15 protein-coding genes and 1 pseudogene are annotated in these 19379 nt (G+C 69.7%); 8 read left to right on the top strand and 8 right to left on the bottom strand.

The annotated features are described in order from the left end of the window. A partial coding sequence (locus ACWEKS_RS42615) for a helix-turn-helix domain-containing protein (RefSeq protein WP_452345403.1) occupies positions 1-85 on the bottom strand: 85 nt, incomplete at its 3' end. On the opposite strand from ACWEKS_RS42615, the pseudogene infB reads away from it, so the two are divergent. The 4 genes and pseudogenes from infB to ACWEKS_RS42595 form a co-directional block, all read left to right on the top strand. After that, positions 67-2127 (top strand): annotated as a pseudogene (infB, locus tag ACWEKS_RS42610) (translation initiation factor IF-2); the annotation flags it as partial. The gene ACWEKS_RS42615 and the pseudogene infB overlap by 19 nt on opposite strands. 109 nt (positions 2128-2236) lie before the next feature. Further along, a complete protein-coding gene (locus ACWEKS_RS42605; protein ID WP_040859602.1) occupies positions 2237-2527 on the top strand; it encodes a DUF503 domain-containing protein in 291 nt (96 codons plus the stop codon). A 20-nt stretch (positions 2528-2547) separates the two neighbouring features. Beyond that, the gene (gene rbfA / locus ACWEKS_RS42600; RefSeq protein WP_452345401.1) at positions 2548-3000 is read left to right on the top strand and encodes a 30S ribosome-binding factor RbfA; all 453 of its coding nucleotides are present in this window, start codon (positions 2548-2550) and stop codon (positions 2998-3000) included. A 7-nt stretch (positions 3001-3007) separates the two neighbouring features. After that, complete coding sequence (locus ACWEKS_RS42595) at positions 3008-3994, top strand: DHH family phosphoesterase (RefSeq protein WP_452345400.1); 987 nt, start codon at positions 3008-3010, stop codon at positions 3992-3994. A 123-nt stretch (positions 3995-4117) separates the two neighbouring features. Here ACWEKS_RS42595 and ACWEKS_RS42590 read toward each other — a convergent pair whose 3' ends face one another. Beyond that, positions 4118-5686 (bottom strand): DUF4139 domain-containing protein, encoded by a 1569-nt coding sequence (locus ACWEKS_RS42590; protein ID WP_452345399.1) that lies wholly within the window; start codon positions 5684-5686, stop codon positions 4118-4120. A 403-nt stretch (positions 5687-6089) separates the two neighbouring features. Between ACWEKS_RS42590 and ACWEKS_RS42585 the strand changes: the two genes are divergently transcribed. Beyond that, positions 6090-7508: an MATE family efflux transporter gene (locus tag ACWEKS_RS42585; protein WP_452345398.1), complete on the top strand. Its 1419-nt coding sequence runs from the start codon at positions 6090-6092 to the stop codon at positions 7506-7508. A 67-nt stretch (positions 7509-7575) separates the two neighbouring features. Here the strand turns inward: ACWEKS_RS42585 and ACWEKS_RS42580 are convergent, their stop codons facing one another. The 3 genes from ACWEKS_RS42580 to ACWEKS_RS42570 form a co-directional block, all read right to left on the bottom strand. Then, the gene (locus ACWEKS_RS42580) at positions 7576-8721 is read right to left on the bottom strand and encodes a Rieske 2Fe-2S domain-containing protein (RefSeq protein ID WP_354839190.1); all 1146 of its coding nucleotides are present in this window, start codon (positions 8719-8721) and stop codon (positions 7576-7578) included. A gap of 19 nt (positions 8722-8740) precedes the next feature. Then, entirely contained in the window at positions 8741-9529 is a 789-nt protein-coding gene (locus tag ACWEKS_RS42575) for an SDR family NAD(P)-dependent oxidoreductase (protein WP_452345397.1), read from the bottom strand. A 63-nt stretch (positions 9530-9592) separates the two neighbouring features. After that, positions 9593-10117: a nucleotide exchange factor GrpE gene (locus ACWEKS_RS42570; protein ID WP_452345396.1), complete on the bottom strand. Its 525-nt coding sequence runs from the start codon at positions 10115-10117 to the stop codon at positions 9593-9595. Between the two features lie 49 nt (positions 10118-10166). Between ACWEKS_RS42570 and ACWEKS_RS42565 the strand changes: the two genes are divergently transcribed. The 3 genes from ACWEKS_RS42565 (at position 10167) to ACWEKS_RS42555 (ending at position 15312) form a co-directional block, all read left to right on the top strand. After that, on the top strand, positions 10167-11849 hold the full coding sequence (locus ACWEKS_RS42565; protein ID WP_452345395.1) for an Hsp70 family protein: 1683 nt from the start codon (positions 10167-10169) through the stop codon (positions 11847-11849). A 27-nt stretch (positions 11850-11876) separates the two neighbouring features. Continuing rightward, positions 11877-14273, top strand: coding sequence for an Ig-like domain repeat protein (locus tag ACWEKS_RS42560; protein WP_452345394.1), 2397 nt, complete (start codon positions 11877-11879; stop codon positions 14271-14273). An 85-nt stretch (positions 14274-14358) separates the two neighbouring features. Then, positions 14359-15312, top strand: a complete 954-nt coding sequence (locus ACWEKS_RS42555) for a metallophosphoesterase family protein (RefSeq protein ID WP_452345393.1) — start codon at positions 14359-14361, stop codon at positions 15310-15312. A 68-nt stretch (positions 15313-15380) separates the two neighbouring features. Here ACWEKS_RS42555 and ACWEKS_RS42550 read toward each other — a convergent pair whose 3' ends face one another. Genes ACWEKS_RS42550 through ACWEKS_RS42540 form a run of 3 tightly spaced genes read right to left on the bottom strand, consistent with a single transcriptional unit; the run spans position 15381 to position 19173 of the window. Continuing rightward, positions 15381-17627 (bottom strand): xanthine dehydrogenase family protein molybdopterin-binding subunit, encoded by a 2247-nt coding sequence (locus tag ACWEKS_RS42550; RefSeq protein WP_452345392.1) that lies wholly within the window; start codon positions 17625-17627, stop codon positions 15381-15383. Next, a complete protein-coding gene (locus tag ACWEKS_RS42545; RefSeq protein WP_452345391.1) occupies positions 17624-18631 on the bottom strand; it encodes an FAD binding domain-containing protein in 1008 nt (335 codons plus the stop codon). The genes ACWEKS_RS42550 and ACWEKS_RS42545 overlap by 4 nt, the downstream gene beginning before the upstream one ends. Continuing rightward, on the bottom strand, positions 18628-19173 hold the full coding sequence (locus tag ACWEKS_RS42540; protein ID WP_452345390.1) for a (2Fe-2S)-binding protein: 546 nt from the start codon (positions 19171-19173) through the stop codon (positions 18628-18630). The genes ACWEKS_RS42545 and ACWEKS_RS42540 overlap by 4 nt, the downstream gene beginning before the upstream one ends. Positions 19174-19379 lie beyond the last annotated feature (206 nt).

Raw genomic sequence — 19379 nt, 5'->3', positions numbered from 1 at the left:
AGGGGTTGGTGTCGCGTCCCTGCTCGAGGCGGGCCAGGTAGTCTGCGCTGACACCGGCGAGCGCGGCCACCTCCTCGCGGCGCAGGCCGGGTGTGTGGCGGTCAGGGTGCCGGCGCCGGTGCCGGTACCGGTGGCGCTCCCGGTGGTTTCCGCGGTCGTCCCGGTGGTGGCGGCGGCGGTGGCCGTCCCGGTTCCGGTGGTGGTCGCGGCGGTGCCGCGGGTGCCTTCGGACGTCCGGGTGGCGCTCCCCGCAAGGGTCGTAAGTCGAAGCGGGCGAAGCGCGCCGAGTACGAGAACCAGCAGGCGCCCATCGCCGGTGGCGTGCGGCTGCCGCGCGGCAACGGCGAGATCGTTCGCCTCGCCCGTGGCGCGTCGCTGTCCGACTTCGCCGAGAAGATCGGCGCCAACCCGGCCTCGCTGGTACAGGCGTTGTTCAACCTCGGTGAGATGGTCACCGCTACCCAGTCGGTGAACGAGGAGACCCTCGAGCTGCTGGGTTCGGAGATGAACTACGTCGTGCACGTGGTCTCCCCGGAGGACGAGGACCGCGAGCTGCTCGCCAACTTCGACCTCACCTACGGCGAGGACGACGGCGACGAGGAGGACCTGCAGGTCCGTCCGCCGGTCGTGACCGTCATGGGTCACGTCGACCACGGTAAGACCCGACTGCTGGACACCATCCGTAAGGCCAACGTCCGTGAGGGCGAGGCCGGCGGCATCACCCAGCACATCGGCGCCTACCAGGTACTGGCCGAGGTCAACAACGACGACCGTCTCATCACCTTCATCGACACCCCCGGTCACGAGGCGTTCACCGCCATGCGTGCCCGTGGTGCGAAGGCCACCGACATCGCGATCCTCGTGGTCGCGGCCGACGACGGCGTCATGCCGCAGACGGTGGAGGCCATCAACCACGCGCAGGCCGCGGACGTGCCGATCGTGGTGGCGGTCAACAAGATCGACAAGGAAGGCGCGAACCCGCAGAAGATTCGCCAGCAGCTGACCGAATACGGTCTGGTCGCCGAGGAATACGGTGGCGAGACCATGTTCGTGGACATCTCGGCGAAGCAGGGCACCAACATCGAGCAGCTGCTCGAGGCCGTGGTCCTGACCGCGGACGCGGCCCTGGATCTGCGGGCGAACCCGAACATGGACGCGCAGGGTGTGGCCATCGAAGCCCACCTCGACCGTGGTCGTGGTCCGGTGGCGACCGTGCTCATCCAGCGCGGCACGCTGCGCGTCGGCGACTCGATCGTGGCGGGCGACGCCTACGGTCGCGTGCGCCGCATGGTCGACGAGCACGGCGACGACGTCGAGGCGGCGCTGCCGTCGCGGCCCGTCCAGGTCATCGGTTTCACCTCGGTGCCGGGCGCGGGTGACAACCTGCTCGTCGTCGAGGAAGACCGCATCGCGCGTCAGATCGCCGACCGCCGCAACGCTCGCAAGCGCAACGCCCTGGCCGCGCGCAGCCGCAAGCGGATCTCCCTGGAAGATCTGGATGCCGCTCTGAAGGAGACCTCGGAGCTGAACCTGATCCTCAAGGGCGACAACTCCGGTACCGTCGAGGCCCTCGAAGAGGCGCTGCTCGGTATCGATGTGGGCGACGAGGTGCGGCTGCGCGTCATCGACCGCGGTGTCGGTGGCGTCACCGAGACCAACGTCAACCTGGCGTCGGCGTCGAACGCGATCATCATCGGGTTCAACGTCCGGGCCGAGGGCAAGGCGACCGAGCTGGCGAACCGCGAAGGCGTGGACATTCGCTACTACTCGGTCATCTACCAGGCGATCGACGAGATCGAGAAGGCCCTCAAGGGTCTGCTCAAGCCGATCTACGAGGAGCACGAGCTGGGTCGGGCGGAGATCCGCCAGATCTTCCGGTCCTCCAAGTTCGGCAATATCGCGGGTTGCTGGGTGCTCTCGGGCTCGGTCAAGCGCAACGCCAAGGCGCGCCTGATCCGCGACAACGTGGTGGTCGCCGAGACCACCATCCAGTCGCTGCGTCGCGAGAAGGACGACGTCACCGAGGTCCGCGAAGGCTACGAGTGCGGTATGACCGTGGGCTTCAACGACATCAAGGACGGCGACATCATCGAGGCCTACGAGCTGCGGGAGAAGCCGCGCGACTAGGAAGCAGTACACGATCCCGCCGGGCCTCCGGGTCCGGCGGGATCGTGCCCCTTCCCTTTCCGGGTAACCGTGCGCGCATTCCCCGGGGCGCGTTCATATGACTGAAAAGATGTTCTTCGGAGCGCTCGAGTTCGATATCTTGCTCGGTGATGTGCATTCACTGAAAGAGAAGCGCTCTGTCATCCGCCCCATCCTCGCCGACCTGAAGCGGTTCGAGGTGAGTGTCACCGAGGGCGGAGATCATGACCGGTATCGCCGGGCATTGCTCGGTGTGGCAATGGTCAGCTACGGCATGAATCATCTGACCGAGGTGCTGGACAAATGTGAACGGCACGTCGCCAATCGTCCGGAGTTACAGTTGCTGGCGGTACGCCGTCGCGTCTTCGGACCCGAAGACTGAAGAAGTGAGGAGGGCTCGGCATGGCTGATCAGGCTCGAGCACGCCGACTCGCGAAGCGCATCTCGTCCATCGTCGCCACGGCGATCGAGTACGAGATCAAGGATCCGCGACTGCGGTTCGTCACCATCACCGACGCCAAGGTGACCGGTGACCTGCGCGAGGCGACCATCTACTACACCGTCATGGGCGAAACCCTCGACGCCGAACCCGATTTTGCGGAAGCCGCCGCCGGCCTGTCGAAGGCCGCGGGGATTCTGCGGTCCAAGGTCGGTGCGGGCACCGGGGTGAAGTTCACTCCGACGCTGGCGTTCAAGCTCGACACCGTGCCCGACGCGGCCCGCGAGATGGAGGAGCTGCTGGCCAAGGCCCGCGCCTCCGACGCGCGTGTGGCGCAGGTGGCGGTCGGCGCGAACTACGCGGGTGAGGCGGACCCGTACAAGTCGGACGAGGACGAGGACGACGACGAAGCCTGACCACGCCGTGACCCCCGTCGATGTCACCCCTGCCGTCGAGGTTCTCGAGGCCGCGAAATCGGTGACGATTCTCTGCCACATCCAGCCCGATGCCGATACCGTCGGCAGCGGGCTGGCCCTGGCGCAGGTGCTGCGCCGGCGCGGGGTCCCGGTCGTCGTCTCCTTCGCCGAACCGGCCGAACTGCCGGTGTCCATGCGGTCGCTGCCCGGCACGGACTTGCTGGTCCGCGCCGACCAGGTGCCGCGCGAGGTCGATGTCCTGGTGTCCGTGGACTGCGGCAGTGCCGGACGGCTCGGCTCGCTGCGTGACCGATTGGACAGCGCCGCAACGACTTTGGTCATCGACCACCACCGGTCCAACACCCGCTTCGGTCGGGTCAATGTCGTGGACGAGGCCGCCGAATCCACCGCGGGCGTCATCGCCCGCATCCTGGAGGCGTGGGGCGAGCCCGTCGATCGCGATATCGCGCACTGCCTCTACGCCGGATTGGTCACCGACACCGGCTCTTTCAAATGGGTGCGCCCCGGCTCCCACACCCTGGCAGAACGCCTCCTGGCCACCGGCATCGACGGCGCGGCCATCACCCGCACCCTGATGGACACCCATCCTTTCGCCTGGCTCCCCATGCTGTCCCGGGTCCTGGCCTCCGCCCAGCTGATTCCGGATGCCGCCGCCGGCGCGGGCCTGGTCTACGCGGTCGTCCGCCGCGAGGACACCGAGGCCGTCCGCTCCGAAGAGGTCGAGAGCATCATCGACCTCATCCGCACCACTGCCGAAGCCCAGGTCGCCGCGGTCTTCAAGGAATCCCGCACCGACCCGGACCACTGGACGGTCTCCCTGCGCTCACACGACGCCGCCGACGGCTCACCCGGCCTGGACGTCGCCCGCGTCGCCACCGCTCTCGGCGGCGGTGGACACCGCTACGCCGCAGGCTATTCCACCACCGGCCAGGCCCCGGACCTGCTGGCGAACCTTGTCCGCGAACTCGGCTGACCCGGATCCCGGTGTCGCTCAGCTCGATTCGTCACCGCGGTCTGGTCGACCCGCCGATGCCGCGCAGGGTGAGGTAGGCGAACAACGCGCCCATGACGGCGACGCCCCGGGTGATCGGCCGGGTCAGTCCGGCAGGCCGAAGATGGTGACACCCTTGGGGGCTTCGACTCGGTAGCCGAGGGTGATGACCGTCCGGTCCTGCGGCTCGAGGTGGCGTTTCCAAGTGAGGATGCCGAGGTCGTCGCGCTCGGTCGGGGGCGGTTTCAGGACCGTGTCGCGGACGGTGACCGTGGCGTCGCGGGCGACCGGCAGGCGGTCGAGGACAGTCACGGTGGTGGGGCGGGCGCCGTGGTTGGTGACGGTGATCGTGTACTCCATTTCGACGCGGCGGGCCGAGCCGAGGGTCGCCCTGGAGGCATTGCGGCGCACCAGTTCTCGTTCGACACGGATGCGATCGTCCACGCCGAGGGCGAGTTCGCGTTCCTCGCCGGGGGCCCAGAGGTCGAGATCGGTGGCGCCGACGTATTCGGTGTCGTTGAACAGGGACGCGCGGCCCTTGGGGAAGGTGTGCTCGGAGGTGTTGCGCGCGGTGGCGCGCAGGATCGCCTCGGGTGCGCGGATCGGCGCGGTCACGTGATCCAGATCGGCCTCGAGGTCGAGGGCGATGATCAGCGTGCGGTGTTCGGTGCCGTCGGCCGCGATGGCGACCGGGCGCTGCGGCGAGTAGGTGGCGGCGGTGGCCCCGTGCTCGACGGTTGTGACCGCTTCTCGGACCGGGGGCGGTGGCGGTGGCGGGAACGCACCGGCGGGCGCAGGCGCGGCTGGGGCGAGCGTGGGGTTCGCGCCGTCGGAGTCCCCGGACCGGGAAGCGTGCCGCCTGGCCATGAGTTTCGGCTCGGGCGGCGTGGTGCTGAGGTACCAGGGGGCCAGTTCGGGCACGTCCAGGGCGACCGCCGGGCGGGCGGTCGACAATTCGAGGCGGCATGCGGGCCAATCCTCGCCGGTCTGCTGGCGCACCAGTCCGAACCAGCGCAAGCTCAGGCCCCTGTCGTCGAGGCGCAGATCGTAGGTGCTGGTCCAGCGCGCGCCGGGCACCACATAGGACAGTTCCAGTTCGGCGGTGGCCGGCCGGGCGGCGTCGACGGTGATGACCGCGGCCCGGATGTCGGGGCGGTTCTTGCGGCCCAGGTCCGCCAGCCGCCGCTCGATCGCCCGCTTGTCCAGAATGTGCTCCTGCCGCAGGCGTTCTCGGTCGCGGCGTCCGGCGTGCACGGCCCCGTATTGCGCCTCGAGACTGTCGCCGAAGGCGATGACCCGCTCGTCGGTCGTCTTGGCCAGGTGCCCGGCGGACTTGCGGACCAGGCGCTGCAGGAATTCGATGCGGGCGTCGGCGACGCGGTCGGCGTCGGCGAGTTCGGCCAGCGCGGCATCCAGTTCGTTTCTGCGGGAGGTGAGCTCGGCGATCTGTTCGTCGTCCGGCTCGGGCTGCCGTTCGGTGATGATGTCCACCCCGAGGACCGTCACGTCGCCCCGGCCCGCGACGCGGATCGAGTCGCGCAGCAGTTCCAGCGGCAGCGGTGACACGCGGATGCGATGTTCGCCCGCGTCCAGTGTCGCCTTGCCGGACCGGGTGACTCGGGCCCGATCCGGATAGACCGTCACCGCCGCGATTGTTGTCTCGAGATCCACCATGCCGCCCAGCCTGCCCGAGGAGCCGTCGCGAGTCGACGGGAATACGCGCGGCGATACGACCGTGCCGGGGGAGGGGCATCGCGAATAGCTGCCTGCCGGAGCCGAATTCGCAGGTGCGAGTTGTCCGGGGTCGCGAGCGAGTTCCCTCGGGTGGCCGAGGAATCGGTGGCGAACCTGGTCCGCTGACCCAGCCCAAGGCGGTCGGCGAGAACGCCGCTGCTGGTGAGTCGGATGCGGAAACGGACATATATTTTCTTGGCTATGGATTTCGATCGGTGGCCGGCGGCACGGGTCTCGCTGCTTGCGGGATCTGGAAAAGCGGTGGTGACGGGCGGATCAGCGGGTTCGAGGGTGGGGTGGCGGCGCGGTGCGGCTGGGTGGGGTGGTGTGGGATGGTGGGCGGATGAGCAGTGCCGGCGTGGTGGATGGTGGCGGGGAGGACCCGGCATTCGTGGCCGCGTCGGCGGAGGACGCGGCAGCGGTGCGGGGCGCTGAGGCTGCGGCGGCCGGGCCGCGGCGGATTCTCGGGATCGCGGTGCCGACGCTGGGGGTGCTGGTCGCCGAGCCGATTTATCTGCTGTTCGATATGGCTGTGGTGGGGCGGCTGGGGGCCTTGGCGTTGGCCGGGCTGGCCGTCGGGGGATTGATACTGGCGCAGGTCGGTTCGCAGTTGACGTTCCTGAGTTATGGGACGACGGCTCGGGCTGCGCGGCGGCACGGGGCGGGGGATGAGCGGGCGGCTGTTGTCGAGGGGGTGCAGGCGAGCTGGATCGCGGTGGGGGTGGGGTTGGCGATCGTGCTGGTGGTGCAGGTCTGCGCGGGGCCGATCACGCGGGCCATCGCGGGTGGGGACGACATCGCGCGGGCGGCGGAGTCGTGGGTGCGGATCGCGTTGTTCGGGGTGCCGCTGATCCTGTTGTCGATGGCGGGGAACGGGTGGATGCGCGGGGTGCAGCAGACTCGGCGGCCGCTGAGGTATGTGGTTGCGGGGCTGGTGGTTTCGGGGGTGTTGTGCCCGACGCTGGTGCACGGGCTGCTGGGGGCGCCGCGGATGGAGCTGGCGGGGTCGGCGGTCGCGAATCTGGTGGGGCAGTCGATTTCCGGTGCGCTGTTCGTGAGTGCGCTGTGGCGGGCGAAGGTGCCGCTCGCACCGCATCTCGAGATCATGAAGGCGCAGCTGGTGCTGGGGCGGGATCTGATCGTGCGGAGCCTGGCGTTCCAGGCGTCGTTCGTGTCGGCGGCGGCGGTGGCTTCGCGGTTCGGGGCGGCATCGGTGGCGGCGCATCAGCTGGTACTACAGATCTGGAATTTCCTTGCGCTGACCCTGGATTCGCTGGCGATTGCGGCGCAGACCCTGGTGGGTGCCGCGCTCGGGGCCGGAAACGTGCGCGGCGCACAGGGTCTGGCGCGGCGGATCACCGGCTGGTCCACGGTCTTCTCGGTGCTGCTGGCGGCGGTGTTCGCGGCCGGATACTCGGTGATTCCGCGCTTGTTCACCGATGATCCGTCGGTGCTCGATCGCACCCACGTGGTGTGGTGGTTCTTCGCCGCCATGATCCCGGTGGCGGGAGTGGTGTTCGCGCTCGACGGCGTGCTGCTCGGCGCCGGCGATGCCGCCTTCCTGCGCAATGCCACGCTGGGGTCGGCGCTGCTGGGGTTCCTGCCGATGATCTGGCTGTCGCTGGCCTACGACTGGGGGATCGGCGGAATCTGGACCGGGCTGGTCGCTTTCATGCTGCTGCGCCTGGTCGCCGTCAGCCGGCGGGCGCTGTCCGGGCGCTGGGCGCGGGTCGGGGCCGAGGTGCCGCGCCGCGCCGCCTAGGAGAAATGCGTTCGGCGGCAGCGGGATCGGCGGCCGAGGCGGAGTGCGCCCCGGCCCCCCTCCGGAGCTAGTCGGGCGCGCCGTTCGCCTGGGCGGCGGCCTGCCTTGCGAGGTTCTCGGCGACCTCGGCCTGCCAGTTCTCGTTGGCGTGGGTGGTGTCGACCTCGTATTCGAACCGGTCGGTCATCTCCGGCTTCACGTCGGCGACATCGACATAGAACTGCTCGTACCACCGCCGGTGCTGGTAGACCGGCCCGTCCTCCTGGGTCAGCAGCGGATTGTCGATGCGGGTCTTGTGTTTCCAGATCTCCACGTCCTGCAGGAATCCGACGCCGAAGCTCTTGCCGAACGCCTTGGCCAGCTTCTCCGACTTCTCCGGCGGCAGGCCCTTGATGCGCTGCACGCTCACGCCCCACTGCAGGACGAAGGAATTGTGCGTCACCGGGTAGTGACAGTTGATGAGCACCACCTCGACGGTGTTGTCGCCGAAGTCGTTGTGCAGGGTGTTGATCATGTAGGACGGCCCGTAATACGAAGCCTCCGAACGCAACAGCGACATCTCCTGCGAGTAGTTCGACTTCGCGTGCACGTCCGGTCGCCCCTTGGAGTGCAGGAACTGCGTCGCGACGTGCCCTTCGAACACATTCTTGAAGTACACCGGGTACGCGTAGTGGATGTAGAAGAAGTGCGCCATATCGACGTTGTTGTCGATGATTTCGCGGCAGTGCGCGCCCTCGATGAGCAGGGTGTTCCAGTCCCAGTCGCTCCACTCGTCGGTATCGATGCCCTCGATGTGCGGGATGGCGACCTCGGGCGGCGGCGGATTGCCTTCGGGATCGTTCCACACGAAGAACTGCCCGTTCTCCTCGCAGGTGATCCAGGATCTGGTGCGCGCCAACGGCGGAACGCGGCGGGCATAGGGGATGGCGGCGCATTTGCCGTCGCCGCGCCAGCGCCAATCGTGGAAGGGGCAGGCGATATTGTCGTCCTTGACGCTGCCGTAGGCGAGGTCCGCGCCCATGTGCCGGCAGTACCCGTCCAGGGCGTGCAGCTCGCCCTTGCTGTCGGACCAGATCACCAGTTTGGTGCCGAAGGCGTTGACCGAGTGGGGTTTTCCGTCCCGGAAGCTCTCGGCCAGCCCGAGACAGTGCCAGCCCCGGGCGAATCGGGTCATCGGCTCGCCGACATCGATGCTGCGATAGTGCTGTTTCATGGGCGTCCTCCACGCTGATTCATGTGCGTCCTCCGCGATTGATGATCGGCGCCATCACGTCGGGCAGGAGCCTGTTGAGCCCGATGATGAGGCGGTTGTAGGCGGGAAAACTGATGTACTGCTTGTTCTTCGCGACGCCGTCGAGAATCGCGTCGGCGGCGGCGAGCGGCCTCACCTTGGCGAAGGGCAGCTTGTCGATGGAGGCGCGGTAGTCGTAGCCGGGCAGGTTCACGGCACTGTCGAAGATGCCGGTGTCGACCACGCCCGGCAGCACCACGCTGACCTTGATTCCGTGTTCGGCGGCCTCGGCGCGCAGCGCGGTGCTCAGGCCGACCACGGCGTGCTTGGTGGCGGTGTAGGCGACCGATCGCGCCACCGGCAGGACGCCCGCGCTGCTGGCGGTATTGACGATGTGCCCGCCGCCCTGGTCGAGCATGCGCGTGTAGGCGAGCTGGGTGCCGTGCACGACGCCCCAGAAGTTGACGTCGACGATCTGGTTCCAGGCGATGTCGGTCATCTTGGCGAAATCGCCGCCGACCACGATGCCGGCATTGTTGAACATGAAGTCGAGCCGCCCGTGCTCGGCGACGGCGCGCTCGACCACGTCGGCGAGGGCCTCGCGGTCGGTGACGTCGGCGACCATGGTGGTGAGGTCGCCGGCGCTGCTCGCGGCCAGCGAGTCCAGGCCCGCCACCGCGCGGTCGACGGCATAGACGCACGCGCCGCCCTGCAGCAACCGGGTCACGAGCGCTCTCCCCATGCCGGAGGCGGCACCCGTGACGATCGCGGTGGCGGCGGAATAGGTCATGAGCCCGAGGTTAAGCACTTGCGCTTACTGGAACAAGTGTCAGTTTCGGGCCGTGGGGGACGGTCAGGCCCTGCGATACCGGCGCACAACGACTTTCGCGGGCCGGATGGACCGATCTCCTATCGTCAGCCCCGGCTGGATGACCGACTCCACGGTCCGGTCGGCGGCCGGATCGTCGGTGTCGGTGAGCTCGGCGGCCTCCATGGTGTCCGGATCGAAGTCCGTGCCCCGGAACGGCGTCACCAGCTCACCGCCCCGCTCGGCCAGCATGCGCTCGACCCGGCGGCTCATGGTCTCGAAGCCCTGGCGGTCCGGCTCCGAATCGGTGGTGGAGGCGAAGGTCTGGGCCAGGCCGTGCAGGGCGAACAGGTCGCGGATCAGGGGAGCGTCGGCTTCGGCGCGCTCGTCGCGGATCTTCAGTTTCGCCTCGTCGGCCAATCGCTCGATGGTGGCGGCCTGCCGGGCGATGACGCGGGCCAGGTCGTCGATGCGTTCGGTGATGCGGTCGAGCGTTGTGGCCGGTAGGTCGGTCGGGGCGGGCACTGCGGGCAGGGCCGGGAGGGTGGCCGCCGGGGATGGATCGGTCATGCTCGAACGATAGACCCGGTAGTCGATCCCGGCTGCTACCATCGCCGTCGTGGGGGTCTATGGAATCGATCTGGGCACAACGAATTCGGCAATTGCCACAATTGACGCAGACGGCCGGCCGGAAGTGCTGATCGGGCTCAATGGTGAACCGACCGTCCCGTCTGTCGTCTTGTTCGCCTCCGCCACCGACCATGTGGTGGGGGAGGGCGCGCGCCGGCAGGCCCGCCTCGATCCCGATCACGTGTGCACGCTGGTGAAACGCCGCATGGGAGATGCGGAGTGGCGGTTCGGCGCGCACGGGCAACTGTGGTCGGCGCCCGCGGTCTCCTCTCTCATTCTGAAAAGCCTTGCCGCCGATGCCGAATTCGCGGGCGGCGAACCGGTGCGGCGGGTGGTGATCACGGTGCCCGCCTACTTCGGCGACGAAGAGCGCCGGGCCACCATCCAGGCCGGCACCTACGCCGGATTCGAGGTGGCGGGCGTGCTGTCCGAGCCCATCGCGGCGGCGCTGTCCTACGGTTTCGGGCGGCTGGACGGCGGCATCGAGATCGGCGCGTCGCCGGCGCGCGAGACCGTGCTGGTCTACGACCTCGGCGGCGGCACCTTCGACGCCACCGTCATCGAACTCGCCGACCGCCGCATCTCGGTGCTGGCCGTGGAGGGCGATCATCAGCTCGGCGGCGCGGACTGGGACGAGCGGCTGGCGCTGCACCTGTCCCAGCGGTTCTGCGCCGCCAATCCGGATGCCGAAGACCCCCTGGACGATTCGGTCGGCTCGCAGCTGCTGGTGCTGGCCGCCGAGCAGGCCAAACGCGAGCTGACCACCGCCGACAGCACCGAGGTGGTGATCGCGCACGACGGCGCGCGGGCGGTGATCCCGCTGACCCGCGACGAACTCGAGGCCATGACCGCCTCGCTCATGCGGCGCACGGTGGATCTCACCAAGGCGGTGCTGGCCGCGGCCGGGCAGCGCGGGGTCCGGCAGGTGGATCGGCTGCTGCTGGTGGGCGGCTCGTCGCGGATGCCGATGGTGGCCGAGCAGCTGCACAAGGAATTCGGGCTGATCGGTGAGCTGCGCGATCCGGATCTGTCGGTGGCGCGCGGGGCCGCGCTCTACGGCGAGAAGCTGGAGATGGAGCGGCTGGTGGCCGCGGATCTGGTGACCCGTGGGCGACTACGCGACGGCGCCGGGCTGAGCGAGGCGGATCCCGGCGATCTGGAGGCCTCGCTGGCGCGGGTGGCCGATTCGTTCGGGCAGCCGGTGAGCCTGGTGCGCCGCATGATCGAGATCCAGGTGGACACGGTGGTGTCGCGCGGCTTCGGAGTGCTGGCGCTGGGTCCGTTCAACGGGCTGGCGGCCAGCTGGCTGGTGCATCGCAATCAGGCCCTGCCCATTCGCGTGCGGCGGTCCTACGGGACGGTGCGGGCGGACCAGGATCAGATCGAGCTGACCATCGTGGAGCAGCAGGGGCAGGCGGCGTCGACGCGGCCCGAGGACACGAAGGTGTTGGTGGAGGGCAGGATTCGGGACATTCCACCCGGGTATCCGGAGGGCAGTGAAGTCCGGGTGACCTTCGAGATGGGATTCGACGGCGTGCTGCACGTGACCGCCTACCATGTGGATGCCGATCTGCCGCTGACGCTTTCGGTGCAGACCGGGGCCACCCTGTCGCAGGCGGACGTGGAGCGCGAACTGGATCAGTTGCAGCGCACCCGGCGTCGCAACTCCTGACCGGTATACGCTGTCCGACGACAAGCCATGCATGCCTTCGATTCCAATGACTACCGCAAGCGCGTCCTCGCTGCCGTCGAACGCCGGGGCGGGCTCGATGAGTCGGATGCCTTCGAGCTGTACGACATTCCGCTCGCGGAGGCCGCGCGGCTGAGCGACGCCGAGGTGGCGGCGCGGGTCGAGGCGGTCTGGGCGTTCTGGCAGAAGCTGCGCGACCATCCCAAGTACCGGGTGCTGGCCGGGCTGCTGGTGGACGCGCACGCCGAGCTCTCGGAACCCTTGCTGCACACCGGTTCCCGGCTCGTCGAGGCCGATCGGGTGACGCAGTTGCGGGCCCGGCGGGAGGCCGAGCGCTACGAGATGCTCGACGCCGCCATCGAGCGGCTGGTGGCGCGGCACGGCGGCATTCCCGCCGCCAAGATCCCCGGCCTCGAGGACATCGGCCGGATGGGCGGGCTGACCGTGGCCGAGATCGCCGCCCGGGTGCGCCGCCACCGCATCATCGACGAGGCGCCCGCACCGGCATCGCCGCCCGCCGCGCCCGCCCTGAGTTCCGAACGCCGCCGGCAGATCCGCGCGCTCCTCGCCGAATACGAGCGCCTGCTCCCCGGTGATCCGGTCCCCACCCTGCTGGCCCTGCTCGGCATGGAATTCGCCGCCGCCCACCACACCAACGAGATCCGCCTGCGCGCCGGCGCCCTGCGCGCCCGCACCCGCGAACTGCCGCCGGGCCGGATCCGCGTGGTCCTCGACGAACTCCTCATCCATATCGGCGACATCCTCGAGCCCGGCGGCGCGATGGTCGACGCCTACCTCCTCGCCATCACCGAGACGGTCACCGACCAGCTCCGCCCCCAGGTCCGCGCCGCCGTACTCGTCGAAGATCTTCTGGTAGCAGCAGATTTCGACTACCTCCTCGGCATCGCCATCGCCGCCGGCCTCGACCGCGCCGCCGCCGAACGCATCCTCATCACCCTCACCGACGAACTCGGCACCACCGTCGAAGGCCGCGAACACCTCGCCGCCCCGTCCCGCTCGGGTGGGCCCGCGCAGACCAGTTCCGCCACAACGACTTCGACCCGCTCTGCGGGGAATGGTGCTCCATCGGGGACCGGCGCGGACGCCGGAAGCGAATTCGGCCGCGACCCCGCGAGCAACCCTCGGGGTGAGGGTCCGGCCGCCTCCGACACCGGCGACGCGCCGGGAACCGGTGGCGGGCAATGGCATTCGGGCGGTGGCGCACCTGCTCGAGGTCGTGGAGAGGCACCGGAGGCGGCGCAGTGGCAGCGGACGCCCTATACGGGCGAGGCGAGCGGTGCGGGTGCGGGGCGGCCGTGGGAGGCGGCGTTGCGGGCGGCGCGGGCCGCGTTGCGGGCGGGACGGCCCAGGGAGGCGGCCGGATTCGTCACGGATGCGCGGCGCGCGGTCGGGGACGACGGTCCGGGGGCGCGGTCGGTGCGGGCGGTGGGGGAAGAGGTCGAGCGGGTGCTGGCGGAGGCGGCCGTGCACTGGCGGGCGGCCGTGTCCTGTTGTGCGGGGCGGAGGTTCGTGGAGGCGCTGGGCGAGCATCTGGATTTCCTGGATCGGCGGGCGGCGGACGTGCCCAATCCCGATCCGCGGGGAGCGGGCCGGGAGTTGCTGATCGGGCGGGCGCGGGCGGCGGTGATGGAGGCGGGGCGGCTGTTCGAGGCGCTGCCGTCGGATCCGGGACTGCGCATGCCGGCCGTGCGGGCCGTGCTCGAGGTGTGCGCCGACCATGCCGAGGCGCTGGCGGCGCTGGCCGAATTGCAGGTGGGCGCGCCGGGAACGGTGACGGTGAGCCGCAAGCCGGACGGGACGGTGGTGATCACCTGGCTCCCGTCGCGGACCACGCAGGTGGAGTATCGCGTCACGCGGCTGCTCGCCGACGGGTCGTGGCGGGTGGTGGGCCGCACCCGCGGCACCGCGCTGGAGGACGGCGGGGCGCCGGCCGGGCCGGTGCCGGTGTACGGGGTGGTGGCGTCCGTCTCCGGCCGGGCCTCCGAAATGGCCCGGTCCGGTGGGGATTCGGACCGCGATACGGCCCAGCGCGGCGAGCCGGATGCCGCGGGTGGCGGGCCCGATGGCGACCGGCCCAGCGGTATGCCCACCGCGCGCAGCCTGGCCGAACAGCGCGGGCTGCTGGTCTTCGAATGGCCGATCGGTATCACCGAGGTGATGGTGGTGGCCCGCCCCGACGCCCCGCCGGTGGATCCCGAGGATCCCCGGGCGCGCCGGTGGAAGGTCACCAATATGCGCTACGAGATCGACGGCGGGGTGCGGATCCCGTCCGAGATCCCGCGGCCCTGTCACGTCGCCGTGGCTTCCTGCCGGCGCGATGCCACCGGAACTCTCACTGTCGCCGCTGGATTCGGCCCGGACGCCCGGATTCGCTGGGTGCGCTGAGAGCCGCTATGGCCCCGCATGGGAATCTGGTGGGGGCCGGGTCTGTTGCTGCGAGGACCGGTCGCGAACAGAGAGGCGGAGCTGGGTGATTCCGAAGTTGATGGCGGTGAGCGACATCCATGTCGGTCATCAGGGCAACAAACCGGTGGTCGAGGCGATCCGCGCGGATTCCCCCGAGGACTGGCTCATCCTGGCCGGTGACGTCGGCGAGAAGACCGATGACATCCGCTGGGCCCTGGAGACTCTGCGGGGCCGCTTCGCCAAGGTCATCTGGGTGCCCGGCAATCACGAATTGTGGACCACCGCAAAGGATCCCGTGCAGATGCACGGCGCGGCCCGCTACGACTACCTGGTCTCGCTGTGCCGCGATGTGGACGTCGTCACACCGGAGGACCCGTTCCCGGTGTGGGAGGGCGCGGGCGCGGAGGAGTTCGGCGGCGCGGTCACCCTGGCCCCGCTGTTCATGCTCTACGACTACTCCTGGCTGCCGGAGGGCGCGAAGACCAAGGCCGAGGGCCTGGCCATCGCCAAGGACCGCAATGTGGTGGCCACCGACGAGTTCCTGCTCTCGGCCGAGCCGTACCTGACCCGCGACGCCTGGTGCCACGCCCGCGTCCAGTACACCCGGCGCCGCCTCGACGCCCTGCCCGCCGACACCCCGCTGGTGCTGATCAACCACTTCCCGCTGCTGCGCAAGCCGGTCGACATGATGTGGTACCCGGAGTTCTCCCTGTGGTGCGGCACCGACCTCACCTCCGACTGGCACACCAGCTACAACGTGGTCTGCGCCGTCTACGGCCACCTCCACATCCCCCGCACCACCTGGTACGACGGCGTCCGCTTCGAAGAGGTCTCCCTCGGCTACCCCCGCGAATGGCAGCGCCGCGGCCTCCCCGACAAACTGCTGCGCCAGATCCTCCCCGTCCCCGACTACGGCGACACCCTCAACGAGTGGGGCGGCCACTTCAAGATCACCCCTGAAATGCAGGCCGCCGCTCTGAAGATGAAGGAAGCCGCCGAACGCCGCCGCGGGGTCTGACACCCGGTGAATCGGGCCGGCCGGTTGCCGCGGTGGCCTGGCCCGATTCACCGGTGGGACACCGGTTTTCAGAGCAGGTGTTCGATGCGCACCGGGAACTCGCGGATGCGTCGACCGGTGGCGTGCGCGATCGCGTTCACGATGGCGGCGGCCGCGCCGATCATGCCGAGCTCGCTGAGCCCCTTCACACCCAGCGGGTTGACGATCGTGTCGTTGACCTCCACGAAGGAGATGTCGACCTCCGGTGCGTCGGCATTGACGGGCAGCAGATATTCCAGCAGTGACGGATTGGCCCACGCGCCGGTGCGCGCATCCGGCAGCGTCGCCTCCAGCAGCGCCTGCGACAGCCCCCAGTTCATGCCGCCCAGCACCTGGCTGCGCGCCAGCTTGGCATTGAGCACCCGCCCGGGCGCGAAGGCCCCCACCATGCGCCGCACCCGGACCAGCCCGAGTTCCGGATCCACCGCCACCTCGGCGAACTGCGCGCCGAAACTGATGCGCCCGAACGGCAGATCGCCGGTGGGCGGGTGCCAGGTGCCGATGGTCTCCAGGTCGGTGAGATGGTGCCGGGCCAGCAGTGCCGAATACGTCTCGCCGACAGCGGGATTGAAGCGCACCCGCAGCCGCCCGCCGCGCGCCTCGATCTCCGGGGCGATCCGCCCGTGCAGCGGCGACTCCGGATCGCCGACCGCGAGCGCGATCAACTGCCTGCGCAGATCGGTGCACGCGGTGTGCACGGCCGCGCTGATCATGCCCGCACCCATCGATCCGACGGCCGCCGCGATGTTCGGGTAGTCGGTGTCGCCGATATCGATTCGGATGCGGTCGAATTCGACGCCCAGGGCGTCCCCTGCGACCTGCGCCATGGCGGTGGCCACGCCAGTGCCGAAGTCCTGGGTGCCCGCCTGCACGATCAGCGCCCCGTCGGCGAGCAGGCGCGCATGGGCGCGCTGCGGCTGTCCCGGCTCGTACACCGGGTATCCGGCGGTGGCCATGCCCCAGCCCAGCAGCCAGTGGCCGTCGGCGCGCGGGGCACCGCGCCCGGTCTCGCTGGACCAGCCGAAGCGTTCGGCGGCGGTGCGCACGCATTCGGCGTACCCGTCGGAGCTCCACGGATGCCCGCTCGCCGGGTCGATGGTGGCGTGATTGTGCAATCGCAATGCCATGGGGTCCATGCCGATGTTGGCGGCCAGCTCGTCGACGGCGCACTCCATGGCGAGCATGCCGGAGGCCTCGCCGGGCCCGCGCGTGAACGTCGGCGACATGAGGTTGCCGCGAATGAGGCGATACTGCCCGTCCCAGTGCGGAATCGCGTACGCCTGCCCGGCCACGCCCAGCGACACCTCGGCCCAGTCGTCGAACGGTGAGGTGACGGACAGCTTGTGGTGCCGCAACCCGGTGAACGTGCCCTGGCCGTCGCAGGTCAGCGTGACCCGCTGCTCCTGTTCCTCCCGCAATCCGGTGCCGTAGAACATCTGCTCGCGGGTGAGCACCACCTTGACCGGGCGGCCCAGTTCCCGGGCGAGCATGGGCGCGAGCGTGACATGCGGCCAGATCAGGGCCTTGGCGCCGAAGCCGCCGCCCACGTAGTGCGCGATCACTCGCACATTCGCGGGTGAGATGCCCAGGTACGCGGCCACCGTGGCCTGGGTGGCGCTCACGCCCTGGGTGGCGTCGTACACGGTGACGGTGTCGCCGTCCCAGCTCGCCGCGGTGGCCGAGCACTCGATGGGATTGTGGTGGTTGGCGGCGAAATGGTAAGTGGCGTCGACGGTGTGGACCGCGGTGTCGGCCGCCGCCTCGAAGTCCCCGCGCGACTGCACGGCCGGGACGAGACCGCAGAAGACCGTCTTCGGCTGATACTGCGCGTCGCGTCCGTCCTCGAGCCGGATGAGCGGCTGCTGCGCGTCGTAGTCGGCCGTCACCAGCTCGGCCGCGTGCTGGGCGGACTCGAAGGTATCCGCGACCACCACGGCGATCGGCTGGCCGTAGTAGTGAATCGTGGCGTCCTGCAAGGGGAAGAAGGTCTGCCCGGGCGCGGGTCCGCCGAAGCCGGACGGCCACTGCGACGGGATGGCCGTCACCTTCGGCAGGTTCTCGTGCGTGTACACCGCGACCGCCCCCGCCGCGAGCGCGGGCCCGCTGTCGATGGAAAGCACTGTGCCGCTGCCGATTCGCGCGCCCACGATCACCGCGTGCGCCAGGCCGGGCAGCGGCACCTCGGCGGTGTACTGCGCCGCCCCGGTGACCTTGGCGCGCCCGTCGACCCGATCGAATCCCTGCCCGATCAGCGGCCGGGCCGCGGTGGCGGTCATCGCGTCGCTCCCGAAAGCGGCTGTGGTGACACCGTTTCCAGCGCCCGCACCAGCGTCCGCCGCGCCAGTTCCGCCTTGAACGCGTTCATGGGATGCGAGGTGTCCGCGCCCTGCACCTCGGTCGCCGCGGCCTGGTCGAAGTTCTCCCGGGTCGCGGACACCCCGATCAGCAACTGCTCGGCGATCCGGGCCCGCCACGGCTTGGTCGCGATACCGCCCAGCCCGATCCGCACATCCAGCACCGTGCCCTCGGCGACACTCAGCGCGACCGCCGCCGAGGCGAGCGCGAACTCGTAGGACTCCCGGTCGCGCACCTTCAGATAGTGCGAGTTGCGGGCGAACGGCAGTGCGGGCACATCGATGCGGGTGATCAGTTCGTCGGGGGCGATCGGATGCTCGAGCTGCGGAGTGCGGCCGGGCAGCAGGAAGAAGTCGTCGAAGGCGATCGTGCGTTCCCCGCGCGGACCCCACACGGTGACCGTCGCCTCCAGCGCCGTCAACGGGACCGCCACATCCGAGGGATGGGTCGCGAAGCACCGCTGCCCGGTCCCGAGCACCGCGTGCCCCCGGTGCGACCCGTCGATCGCATCGCAGCCCGACCCGGGATCGCGCTTGTCGCAGGCGCTGGCGGGATCCCGGAAATACGAGCACCGCACCTTCTGCATGAGGTTGCCGCCCATGGTCGCCATGTTCCGCAACTGCGGCGACGCGCCCTGGAGCAGCGCCTGTGACAGGAACGGATAGCGTTCGGCCACACCGGATTCCGCCGCCACCTCGCTCATGGTGGCGAGCGCGCCGATGCGCAGCCCGCCGTCGGCGGTGTGCTGGATTCCGCCCAGCGGCAGCCAGGTGATGTCCACGACATTGTCCGGTTCCAGCGCGCCGGTGCGCAGCAGGTCCACCAGTGTGGTGCCGCCCGCCAGGAAAACCGTTGCGGGCCTGGAGGTCACGGTGCTCACCGCCTGTTCGACGGTGGTCGGCCGGGCGTAGGAGATGGGCTTCACGGCAGCTCACCGTCCTCGCGCCGCAGGGCGTCCCGGCCCCGGCCGACGGCCTCCCGGATGTTCTGATAGGCCGCGCACCGGCAGATATTGCCGCTCATCCACTCCGCGATCTCGGCCTCGGATTCGGCGTGGCCCTCCTCGATGCATTTGATGGCCGACATGATCTGGCCGGGAGTGCAGTAGCCGCACTGGAATCCGTCGGCCGCCAGGAACGCCCGCTGCACCGGATGCAGCCGGTCCCCGTCGGCCACGCCCTCGATGGTGGTGATCTCGCGGCCCTCGGCGGCCAGCGCCAGGGTCAGGCAGGCCAGCACCCGCCGATTGTCGATCCACACCGTGCAGGCGCCGCAGGCGCCCTGGTCGCAGCCCTTCTTGGTGCCGGTCAGGTGCAGGTGCTCGCGCAGTGCGTCCAGCAGGCTGGTGCGGGGTTCGAGCACGGCGTAGTGGTCGTGGCCGTTGACGCGCAGGGTGGTCATGGTGCGGGTGGGACCGATGAATCCGGCCGGCGCGGAGCCGGTCCGTTTCGATGGTTCGACGGTCATATCGCGCCTCCTGCCTCGCGGACTCGCCGGGAGCGCCGCGATGGTTGCGGACTGCGGATTGGATATGAGCTGGCAAAAGCCTAGCAACGGACCCGCGGCGGTGTCCGGCGAAGAGCGCTCCCGGATGACCGGCGGAGCCGCCCGCGCCTGCCCGGTAGGCTCGATTCGGCAGTGCCGGAAGCGAGCAGGAGGCGGGTCATCGAGGA

This window comes from Nocardia sp. NPDC004711 (assembly GCF_053601595.1).
The sequence above is the reverse complement of the archived record's forward strand: the minus strand, read 5'-3'. Positions and strand labels throughout refer to the sequence as shown.